At 56.6% G+C, this 9,866-nt stretch carries 7 protein-coding genes and 1 pseudogene; 3 read left to right on the top strand and 5 right to left on the bottom strand.

Going from position 1 to position 9,866, the window contains the following annotated elements:
• The first annotated feature begins 140 nt into the window (after positions 1 to 140).
• Positions 141 to 725: an anthranilate synthase component II gene (locus B4F73_RS02610; protein WP_206990918.1), complete on the top strand. Its 585-nt coding sequence runs from the start codon at positions 141 to 143 to the stop codon at positions 723 to 725.
• Complete coding sequence (locus B4F73_RS02605; RefSeq protein ID WP_290482440.1) at positions 722 to 1,534, top strand: aminotransferase class IV; 813 nt, start codon at positions 722 to 724, stop codon at positions 1,532 to 1,534. The genes B4F73_RS02610 and B4F73_RS02605 overlap by 4 nt, the downstream gene beginning before the upstream one ends.
• 18 nt (positions 1,535 to 1,552) lie before the next feature.
• On the opposite strand, the gene ald is transcribed toward B4F73_RS02605, so the two are convergent.
• The 4 genes from ald to B4F73_RS02585 form a co-directional block, all read right to left on the bottom strand.
• Positions 1,553 to 2,668, bottom strand: coding sequence for an alanine dehydrogenase (gene ald, locus B4F73_RS02600; protein WP_349679532.1), 1,116 nt, complete (start codon positions 2,666 to 2,668; stop codon positions 1,553 to 1,555).
• Positions 2,669 to 2,816: 148 nt separating this feature from the next.
• Entirely contained in the window at positions 2,817 to 4,235 is a 1,419-nt protein-coding gene (locus B4F73_RS02595) for an efflux transporter outer membrane subunit (protein ID WP_290479408.1), read from the bottom strand.
• On the bottom strand, positions 4,232 to 7,369 hold the full coding sequence (locus B4F73_RS02590) for an efflux RND transporter permease subunit (RefSeq protein ID WP_290482438.1): 3,138 nt from the start codon (positions 7,367 to 7,369) through the stop codon (positions 4,232 to 4,234). Before B4F73_RS02590 ends, B4F73_RS02595 begins: the two co-directional genes overlap by 4 nt.
• 19 nt (positions 7,370 to 7,388) lie before the next feature.
• The gene (locus tag B4F73_RS02585) at positions 7,389 to 8,570 is read right to left on the bottom strand and encodes an efflux RND transporter periplasmic adaptor subunit (protein WP_206990914.1); all 1,182 of its coding nucleotides are present in this window, start codon (positions 8,568 to 8,570) and stop codon (positions 7,389 to 7,391) included.
• A 119-nt stretch (positions 8,571 to 8,689) separates the two neighbouring features.
• Here B4F73_RS02585 and B4F73_RS02580 point away from each other — a divergent pair, with 119 nt between their 5' ends.
• Positions 8,690 to 9,298 carry a TetR/AcrR family transcriptional regulator gene (locus B4F73_RS02580; protein WP_290481555.1) on the top strand — a complete coding sequence of 203 codons (609 nt, stop codon included), beginning with the start codon at positions 8,690 to 8,692 and terminating at the stop codon, positions 9,296 to 9,298.
• Positions 9,299 to 9,323: 25 nt separating this feature from the next.
• Here B4F73_RS02580 and B4F73_RS02575 read toward each other — a convergent pair.
• Positions 9,324 to 9,866 (bottom strand): annotated as a pseudogene (locus tag B4F73_RS02575) (hypothetical protein); the annotation flags it as partial.

The raw sequence follows: 9,866 nt of genomic DNA, 5'->3' as shown, positions 1-9,866 counted from the left end.
ATTGATCATTTGCCGACAGAGAGCACGCTGTTGGCCGGCGGGGGTATCACTTTGATGTCGGACCCGGTTGGCGAGCTGGCAGAGTCAGAGCTGAAGGCAGAGCGAATCGCGCCGTCCCTGTTCCGGGTGGGGAAGAAGGCATGATCCTCGTGCTCAACAATCGCGACAGTTTCGTTCATAATCTCGCGCGCTATCTGACATGCGAAGGCGCGGATGTGACGGTCGTTGATAGTGACCGGATTACTCTCCATGAAATCACCGATCTTGCGCCTCAAGCGCTCGTCCTGTCGCCGGGACCATGTACACCGAATGAGGCAGGGATCTGCTTGGAAGCAGTTCAGTACTTCGCTGGGAAGCTGCCAGTTCTCGGAGTGTGTCTTGGGCACCAGGCGATCGCGCAGGTTTATGGGGGCAAGATTGTCAGGTCCAATTTTCCCCGCCATGGACGCACCACAACGTTGTCAGTGCAGGGCGGAGCCTTGTTTGCTGGCTTGCCCCGCGCTTTTGATGTCGGTCTGTACAATTCTCTCGTGGCAACATTTGATGATTTGCCGGACCAATTTCAAATTGATGCGGTATCTGCGGAGGGAGACATTATGGCGCTGTCACACACATACTTTCCGCTATTCAGTGTCCAGTTTCACCCAGAGTCTGTGCTTACCGAGCATGGCGCTGAGCTGATCAGGAATTTTGTACAGCTCGCGAAGAACTGGAAACCGGAATGATCTTGTCTCAGCCGTCTGCCTTGTCTGACCAGTCCGAACTGTTTGACCTGCGGGACCGCGGCTTGTTGTTGGCAGATGGCGTGTTCGACACGTCGCTCGTCAGCGATGGACGCGTCATTCTGCGCGATGCACACTTGGACCGCTTGATCGAAGGTGCTGCTGCACTGGGCATTGATCTTGAGCGCAAGGCCGTTGCTCGTGTCATGGATACGGCGATTGAAGACTCTGCGTCGGGTGCATTGCGTATCACGGTCACACGCGGCGCTGGGGTTCGCGGGCTCGCGGATGATATGGCGGCTTCGCCGACCCTCATCGCGCGTGTTTCAGAATATAGTGTGAGTCTGACGCCAGAAGCTGTGCGAGTGCACAAAAGCACGATCCTGCGCAATCCAACTTCCATCACGGCTCGCTACAAGACCTTGTCCTACACAGACAATATCGTTGCATTGCGCGCGGCAGTTCAAGCTGGTTTTGATGAAGCGTTCTTTTTCTCGCCCGCTGGGCATCTTGCCTGTGCCAGTGTGGCGAATGTGTTCGTGCAGATGGATGGAGCTATCTTCACGCCGCCCGTTGGGGATGGCGCTCTGCCCGGTGTGATGCGGAACTGGATTTTGGGTAGGGGGCGTGTTGGCGATTTCGCCGTTTCGGAGCGGTCGATCTCGCTTGAGGATCTTCGATCCGCGGACAGGGTTTTCCTGACCAACAGCCTGCGCCTGTTCCAACCGGTATCAGCGTTTGAGACCAGGATGTTCAATGCTGAACTGCCTGCGGGCTGCGCCGAATTGCGAGCAGAACTACTCACCAATTGACCCCACTTTTCCGGAACGCTAGGCGAGCGCTTCCGCCAATGGCGTTAGCTCTAGTTCCAGACTTTCCGCGACAGCTTCGCACGTAACTTTGCCATTCCAGACGTTGAGGCCTGCTGCCAGGTGCGGGTCCGACTTGAGTGCGGCCTTCCAACCCTTGTCAGCGATTCGCAAAGCATGGGGCAAAGTCGCATTGTTGAGCGCGTAGGTGGATGTGCGTGCTACGGCGCCGGGCATGTTCGCCACGCAATAGTGGACGATGTCATCGACCACATAAGTTGGAGCATCATGCGTGGTGGGATGGGAGGTTTCGAAACAACCACCCTGGTCGATCGCGACATCCACCATCACTGCGCCGGGCTGCATGATAGACAACATTTCGCGCGTGATGAGTTTCGGCGCTGCAGAACCGGGGACGAGCACCGCGCCGATTACGAGATCGGCCTGGGCAATTTCCTGTTCCAGCGTTGCCCGGGTCGAGTAAACTGTGTTCGCGCCAGCCTCGAAATGCGTGGCGAGGCGTTCGAGCACATCCGGATTGCGGTCGAGGATGGTAACGTCCGCATGCATGCCGACGGCCATCTGTGCCGCATTGAAGCCGACCACGCCGCCACCAATGATCACGACCCGGCTGGCGTGTACGCCCGGCACGCCGCCAATCAGCACGCCGCGGCCGCCCTTTGCTTTTTCCAGGGCCGAGGCCCCGGCCTGAACGGCGAGACGTCCGGCAACCTGGCTCATCGGTTTGAGCAGGGGCAGGCCGCCGGTGCGGTCGGTCACGGTTTCATAGGCGATACACGTCGCGCCGGATTTCATCAGATCCTGCGTCTGTTCCGGATCTGGAGCCAGATGGAGATAGGTGAACAGGATCTGGCCGGGTCGCAATTGTGTGCGTTCGGGTGCCAGCGGCTCCTTCACTTTGATGATCATCTCGCAAGTGGCGAACACATCTGCGGCTGTCTCCGCGATCTCCGCGCCGACGGCGCGATACGCATCGTCTGTTGCGCCAATGCCCATGCCTGCTTGCGTTTCCACCAGTACCTTGTGCCCGCGCGCGGTGAATTCGCTGACGCTCTCCGGCGTAAGGCCGACCCGAAACTCATTGTTCTTGATCTCTTTTGGAACGCCGATCTGCATGCTCATGACTCCCGGAGGGTAAGGTTACCTGAATTTCGCGGATATCGTATATAGTATGCCTTCATGTCCAGAGGTTTTGTATATTTTGTTTCAGCATACAAAATATTTGTCGAATTATCTTTCTCGTGCCCGTGGGGCGTGAGCGAGTTTAATCCCCGGAAGCCTCATCCAGGGAAGCATCCCAGACCGCCAGCGCGCGGTAAAGGGCAAGACTATTCAGGCCGCGATCCAGATTGGCGAGAATGAGTTGTTGCTGAGCATTGTAGTTTTCACGCTGGGCATCCAGCACCGTCAGATAATCATCAAGGCCTGATTTGAAGCGCTCTTGCGACAGATAGAAGGTGACGCCTGTGTCGTCAGCAAGCTGTTCCAGAGCATCCAGTCTGCTGGAGATTGTCTCGGATACGGCGAGGGCGTTTGCAACTTCGCGGAAGGCCTGCTGAATGGTGCCTTCATAGGCTGCGAGAGCCGCGTCGGCATTCGCGCGGGCTGCGTCCAGATTTCCGCGTTTCGTGCCGAAGTCGAAGATCGGCACCGAAACACTCGGCGCAAAAGTCCAGCCCGCCGCATAGTCGCCTTCGAACAGATCCGCCAGTTCGCCGCCGACCACGCCCGCACCGCCGGTCAGGGAGACTGATGGGAAATAGGCAGCGCGTGCAGCGCCTATATTGGCATTGGCCGCCAATAGATTGCGTTCTGCCTGAATGACATCCGGGCGGCGCAACAGAACTGAGGAAGTCTGGCCAACCGGCAGGTCAAGCACAACGGGAGATGGGGTCAGCTCGACGTGCGCTTCAATGGACGGTGGCAAGTCTGTTCCCACCAGATAACGCAGGGTATTCAGGTCTCGGCGGACAGTTGCCCGGAACTCTGCCGCTTGTGCCTGGGCTGACGCAACAGACGCCGAGGCCCGACGCAGGTCGATCTCGCTGGCAGTGCCCGCATCGAACAGAGCCTGTGTGAGGTCTAGGCTTTCATTCTGACTGCTCGCCGTCTGTTCGGCCAGTCTCAGCAATTCCTGGTCTGCCGCGAGTTTGAGCCACGCTTCCGCGACAGATGCCACCAGGGAAATCTTGGTGGCGCGTTCGCCTTCGACACTCGCCAGATAGGTCTGCAGGGCGGCATCGTTCGTGTTCCGGATACGCCCGAAGAAATCTAGTTCCCAAGCAGAGACTCCTATTTGCGCGGAAGTGCTGTCACCGAAGGAAGACGAATATGTTGCGTCATCCCGAAAGGTGCCGCCCTTCTGCGCGCTACCGGACCCGGTGAAGGTCGGCCAGAAACCTGACCGAGACGTGACGAGGTTCGCACGTGCCACTTCGACAGTGGCGGCGACAGTTCGCAGGTCGCGGTTCTGGTCCAGCGACAGATCGATCAGTGCACGCAACTCATCCGACTGAACGATGTCTTGCCATGCAAGTGTGGAGACCCCAGTCACCGAAGGCTCCGAAATGGGAAGCTCTGTCGGCACGGGCGCTATCGGGCGCTCATAGTCTGGTGCCAGATTGACACAGCCGGTCAGGACAAGCGCACTGAGCGGGGCGGCGAGGTATTTTTGACGGCTCATGCTTGATCTCCAGACGTGGCAGGGCGTTGACCGCGCAGGCGCGTCGTAACCTGGCGAACTAGAACAAAGAAGAGAGGGGCGAACAGCAGGCTGAAGGTCATGGCGGCTATAACGCCACCCACCATGATCCAGCCCATTGCATTTCGGCTTTCTGAGCCTGCGCCGGTACTGAGGGCGAGTGGCAAGACACCAAAGCCAAAAGCAAACGACGTCATCAAGACGGGGCGAATGCGCTGCCGTACGGCTTCGATGGTCGCCGTGACAACGTCCTTGCCTTGATCTTCGAGGGTCCGCGCGAACTCGACGACCAGGATCGCGTTCTTGGAGGCGAGACCAACAGTCATCAAGAGGCCGACCTGGAAGAAGACGTCATTAGCGAGACCAAAGAGGTTTGCCGCAGATACAGCGCCCGTAACGCCAAGCGGGGCGACCAGCAGGACCGAGACTGGAATTGTCCAGCTTTCATAAAGAGCAGCTAGGCAGAGGAATACAAAGAGAAGGGACAGAATGTATAGCATCGTTGCCTGGTTGCCAGCTTGGCGCTCCTGACGGCTGAGCCCGCTCCATTCAAGAGAGATGTTGCCAGGCAACTGGCTGACCATGTCTTCCATGATCTGCATGGCTACACCGGAACTTTCACCCTCTGCCGGAGATCCCTGAATATTGATTGCGGGTACGCCGCCAAATCTCTGGAGCTGGGGAGAACCATATGACCATTCGCCGGACACGATCTCGTCAAGCGGAGTCATCTCGCCGGACGAGGTGCGCACGTGCCACTTGGAAATGTCTTCCGGTTGCATACGGTCTTCCGCATCCCCCTGAACATAGACACGCTTGATACGACCCCGGTCGATGAAGTCATTCACATAGCTTCCCCCGAAGGCAACGGACAGGACACTTGTGGCATCGGCAACAGACACGCCGAGAGCTTGAGCTTTCTGGTAGTCGAGATTCATCTTGAACTGTGGACCATCTTCGCTGCCATTCGGGCGGACGCCCATCAGGCGCGGATCCTGAGAGGCCATGCCGAGAAGTTGGTTCCGGGCATCCACAAATTCAGCGTGGGTAAGTCCGCCTGTGTTCTGAATGTAGAGATCAAAGCCGTTCGAATTGCCCATCTCCCGAATAGGCGGGGGAACGATCGGGAAAATCCGGGCTTCGTCGATTTGGGACAGACCGCCAAAAGCACGGCCTGCGATAGACTGGACAGAGTTTTCAGGACCCGGCCGTTCAGACCAATCATTCATAGCCGCGAAGGCCATGCCATTGTTCTGGCCCTGACCGACAACGCTGAAGCCAGCGACGGTGAACAGGCCCATGATATTGTCTTCTTCATTCGCAGCATAATACTTCCGCACATCATCCATCACGGCAGCAGTCCGCTCCAGGGTTGCGCTTTCAGGCAACTGGACAATGGTCATCAATGTGCCCTGGTCTTCGTCGGGCAGGAATGCCGTGGGCAGGCGTACAAACAATAGGCCGGTGACCGCCATGATTACTGCGAAGGTGGCAAGCATGATCCATCTGCGGCGAATGATCCTTGTGACCGCGCCTTCATATGCATTGGTGAGTTTGTCAAAGCCGGAATTGAATGCGCGCGCCGGGGTCATGTACCATGACTTTCCGTTCCCGGAGGATGGCTTTAATAGTGTGGCGCACAAGGCCGGTGACAAGACCACCGCAATTAGCACGGACAGCGCCATGGCAGATACGATCGTAACCGAAAACTGGCGATAGATAATGCCGGCAGAACCCGGGAAAAAGGCCATAGGCACGAAGACAGCGGATAGGACCACGGCAATACCTACCAGGGCTCCGGTGATCTGCTGCATGGATTTAACGGTGGCATCATAGGGGGAGAGGCCGTCTTCATGCATGACCCGTTCAACATTCTCCACCACTACGATGGCATCGTCCACGAGGAGACCGATGGCCAGCACCATGGCGAACATGGTAAGTGTGTTGATGGACATGCCGAACAGGAGGAGCACGGCGAACGTGCCGAGCAAGACAACTGGAACCGCAATGATCGGGATCAACGACGCACGGAAGCTTTGCAGGAAGATCAGGATAACGACAAATACGAGGACAATCGCTTCATACAGCGTTTTCTGAACTTCATGGATCGAGGTTTCGATGAAGGGTGTCGAGTCAACGGGGAACTGGTACTCCAGATCGGCTGGAAAGGATGGCGACATGTTCCTGACGGCTTCCTTGACTCGCTCGGCTGTTTCGAGCGCGTTTGCGCCCGTCGCCAAAGAGATCGCCACACCCGTTGCCGGCTTGCCATTGAAGCGAGCGATGGTTGAATAATCCTGGGCGCCGAGTTCGACCCGTGCGACATCTTCCAGTCGGACGGATCCACCCGCAGGCGTTGTGCGGATCAGCAGCTTCTCGAATTGCTCTGGAGTCGACAACAGGGATTGAAGCGTCACGGTGACGTTGATCTCCTGGCCTGGCACTGAAGGAGTTCCGCCTAGTGCGCCAGTGGCGACCTGTGCGTTCTGGGCCTGGATAGCTTGCGTGACGTCAGACGGAGTAAGTTGGTATTGCGCCAGCTTTTCAGGCTCTAGCCAGATACGCATTGCGTACTGCGATCCGAACACCTGAACGCTACCGACACCGTCGATGCGGCTGATTGTGTCATAGACGGTGGAGCGAACAAAGTCGCCGATGTCGATCTGGTTGAGTGTGCTGTTTGGAGAATAAAATGCTGTTACCAGCAGGAAGCTGCCGCTTGCCTTGCTCACGGTCACGCCCTGACGCTGCACTTCTTCCGGCAGAAGCGGTGTCGCGAGCGAGATTTTGTTTTGGGTTTGAACCTGGGCAATATCGGCATCTGTGCCGGGCTCAAAGGATAACGTAATCGACATTGAACCGTTGGAATTCGAGGACGACGATATATAGTCGAGTCCATCAAGGCCGGTGAGTTGCTGTTCGATGACTTGCGTCACCGCATTCTCGACTGCTTCGGCGGATGCCCCCGGATAGTTCGCTGAAATGCTGACCGTTGTGGGCGCGATATCCGGATACTGAGCGATTGGAAGCGCGCGCAGCGCCATGCCGCCTGCAAGCATGATGATGATTGCAATCACCCAGGCAAACACCGGGCGGTCGATAAAGAATTTAGCCATGTCGAGTGTCCAGAGTTCGCTAGTTCAGTTCGCTGCGCGAGTCGCGGGCGGCGGATATTTGTGCTGCGCTGGAAATCGGATCAACTGTCACACCTGCACGCAGATTTTGAAGATTTGAAACGGCGACTCTTTCGCCTTCCTCCAAGCCGTCCAGCACAATCCATGAATTGTCGTTGTATTGCTCGACCTGGATGGCGCGCTGCTCAATTGTGTTGTCATCTTTGACGACCATGACGGAGGCTTCGCCCGTTGGGGTCCGCGAGACGACCGATTGCGGCAGCGTAATGACATTTTCGTACATGCCGGCAACGAAGTTTGCGCGGACGAACATGCCCGGCAGGATAATACCATCAGGGTTTGGCACGAGCGCACGTACCGCTACTGTACCGGCACTTTCGTCGACATTGATTTCGCTGAATTCGAGCTCACCTTGCAGGGGATACGTCGTATCGTCGCTGAGGATGATGTTCACTGGCACCGTGTCGATTCCCTTGGAGGCAACCCGCCCGGACGCAATCTGGCGGCGCATGTTGAGGACGCGATTGCTGGAAACGGTAAGGTCCACATAGATCGGATCGATTTGAAGCACGTTGGCGAGTGTTTCAGTCTGGTTTTGAGTGACGAGCGCGCCTTGTGTGACCGATGATCGACCAATGCGTCCGGCGATGGGGGAAGAAATCCTGGTGCGGGCAAGATCGATGCGTGCGCGGTCCAGAGCAGCCTTTTGAAGCGCAATATCCGCTTCTGCTTCCTGGGCCGTAGCCGCGGCCTGATCATATTCCTGCTGGCTGACAGCGTTGATCTTTGCGAGGTCGGCGAACCGCTTGGCGGTTTCCTTTGCGACATTTGCAGAAGCCTGGGCACGCGCCAATGCGGCCTCGGCACTTCGCACATCTGCGGCATACTCGTCTGCATCAATCTGATAGAGCGCTTGTCCACGCGAGACGAGGTCGCCTTCCTTGAACAGCCGCTCCTTGATGATGCCGGTGACCTGCGGGCGGATCTCCGCTTCGGCGTGGGCCCGCGCGCGTCCAGTCAACTCAACGGCGTTGGGGACCGATACGAGTTCGGTCGTGAGAGTCTTTACAACTGGAGCTGGCTGTTGCGGAACCTCTACTGTACTGCCTTCGTTACCACAGGCCGTCAGCAGGAAGGCGACGGACAAGGTCGCGGCCGAAATACTTTTTCTTAGAACTTCCATGAGGATTCCTTGACGAGCCGAATGGCTTCAATATAACAATTCTAGAGTGAACGCTCTATCTAGTGTTGCGGTGCAGCATGTCAAGGAGAGGGCATAGTGGAATTTAGGTGTTTTTCTGCATGACAGTTATGAGCAAATCGAAGACGGCCGCGAAACGAGAGAGTCGCGTTGCTGAAATTCTGGACTGCGCTGAGATTCACTTCGTTGAGAAGGGATTCCATGGCGCGGGCATTTCCGGGATCGCCAAAGAATGTGGCATCAGTGTTGGCCATCTGTATCATTACTTTGCGTCCAAGGATTTGTTGATAGAGGCTGTGGTGGAGCGCGAATTGTTGCGCCAAAAAGACAGAATGGAAGACTTCCGTAATCTGAGCGGCACTGAAATCCGAGATCAAATCGCTCCACTCGTCATCGACATTATTATCAAGCATCAGGATCCGTTCCGAACGGTTTTGAATTTCGAGATTCTTGCCGAGGCGCAGAGAAATCCGTCGGTTGCCGAGATCTTGCAGAACTATGATCGTGAAATACGGGAAGAGTTTTGTGGCGTCCTGGAGAATGCCGGAATTACAACGCCTGTTTTGCGGACGGAGATGTTGTTTACCTTGTTTGGCGGCATTCCGGCCCGCACGCTGAGGCATCCCGAGCATGAACGTCCGCAATTCATCGAAATGATGAAGCCGATCATCACGAAGATTCTTGCAAGTGATGACCTTCCTGTCGAGTAGAGCGAAACCACAACGATATCGCGGTTCATTCTTCCGCATTAATGAATATGTCCAAGCTGGCTCTGAGAGTGGAGTTGCTGGAGGCACTCGTACTCGCCAGCTGAACGGCGCGCTTGTCACCGGTTGGGTTCAGCACCGGGAGCTGGAATCTTAGCGCCGCATACTTGTCCAAGCTATCGGCATAGGCCGGGTTCCGAGTATAGACGGATCGGGAAACCATGTCGGGAAACAGGATGCTGGACCGTATTAGTGGCGCCACTCCCAACCCCAGAGTATCCAGGCTGCGATAGACCTCGAAATGGATATGTGGCGGACGTCCCCGATAAGTGCCTGGGTACACGGTCCGAAAGTTTACGCGTCCTCGTTGGTCTGTGATCCCTATACCACGTAGATAGTTTGTATGCGGGCGATTGAAGACAGAGTACTCGCCAGCTGCGTCGGCGTGCCAGACATACACCGCATAACGGGAAAGCGGCTGTTGATCTGTTGATAGAGATTGCAGGCGCAAGTGCAAGTCGAGAGGCGCGCCATCGGCCGCTCCTGACAAGCCATTGAAACCCCGTGTTAT

This window comes from Hyphomonas sp. UBA3601 (assembly GCF_002375605.1).
In the GTDB taxonomy this organism is placed as follows: domain Bacteria; phylum Pseudomonadota; class Alphaproteobacteria; order Caulobacterales; family Hyphomonadaceae; genus Hyphomonas.
The sequence above is the reverse complement of the archived record's forward strand: the minus strand, read 5'-3'. Positions and strand labels throughout refer to the sequence as shown.

What these genes read in the sequence shown, in the direction of transcription:
- B4F73_RS02585 (WP_206990914.1), bottom strand. Translation starts at nt 8,570, where the DNA reads ATGGAAGTTCTAAGAAAAAGTATTTCGGCCGCGACCTTGTCCGTCGCC.
- B4F73_RS02590 (WP_290482438.1), bottom strand. Translation starts at nt 7,369, where the DNA reads ATGGCTAAATTCTTTATCGACCGCCCGGTGTTTGCCTGGGTGATTGCA.
- B4F73_RS02605 (WP_290482440.1), top strand. Translation starts at nt 722, where the DNA reads ATGATCTTGTCTCAGCCGTCTGCCTTGTCTGACCAGTCCGAACTGTTT.
- B4F73_RS02580 (WP_290481555.1), top strand. Translation starts at nt 8,690, where the DNA reads ATGACAGTTATGAGCAAATCGAAGACGGCCGCGAAACGAGAGAGTCGC.
- ald (WP_349679532.1), bottom strand. Translation starts at nt 2,668, where the DNA reads ATGCAGATCGGCGTTCCAAAAGAGATCAAGAACAATGAGTTTCGGGTC.
- B4F73_RS02595 (WP_290479408.1), bottom strand. Translation starts at nt 4,235, where the DNA reads ATGAGCCGTCAAAAATACCTCGCCGCCCCGCTCAGTGCGCTTGTCCTG.
- B4F73_RS02610 (WP_206990918.1), top strand. Translation starts at nt 141, where the DNA reads ATGATCCTCGTGCTCAACAATCGCGACAGTTTCGTTCATAATCTCGCG.